Below are 261 nucleotides of genomic sequence, written 5' to 3'. Positions count from 1 at the left end.
CGGTTCCTCGTCAGCGAAGCCGCCGAGGCCGGTGAGGTGATGTGTGAGCGGACGGCGTGGAGGATCTGCCGGGACAATCAGTGGTGGTCGGTGTTCGGTAAGAAGCGCGGCAAGAACGGAAAGCGCCCCGGTCCGCCGGTCCATGGGAGGTGTCAAGTTTTCTGTGTAAGGGACCGGTCGATCAGCCTCTCTGCCGGATGGTCAGAGAGGGAGTCTGTTGGGGAACTGGACGGCGAAAGCGTTGAGGGCTTGATGCCATCC

General features: G+C 62.5%; 1 pseudogene. It reads left to right on the top strand.

What is annotated here, in order from left to right:
• Positions 1–261 (top strand): annotated as a pseudogene (locus Q0937_RS17950) (hypothetical protein); the annotation flags it as partial.

This window comes from uncultured Brachybacterium sp. (genome assembly GCF_947500705.1).
Lineage (GTDB): Bacteria > Actinomycetota > Actinomycetes > Actinomycetales > Dermabacteraceae > Brachybacterium.
This window is presented reverse-complemented; position numbering and strand designations above follow the sequence as displayed.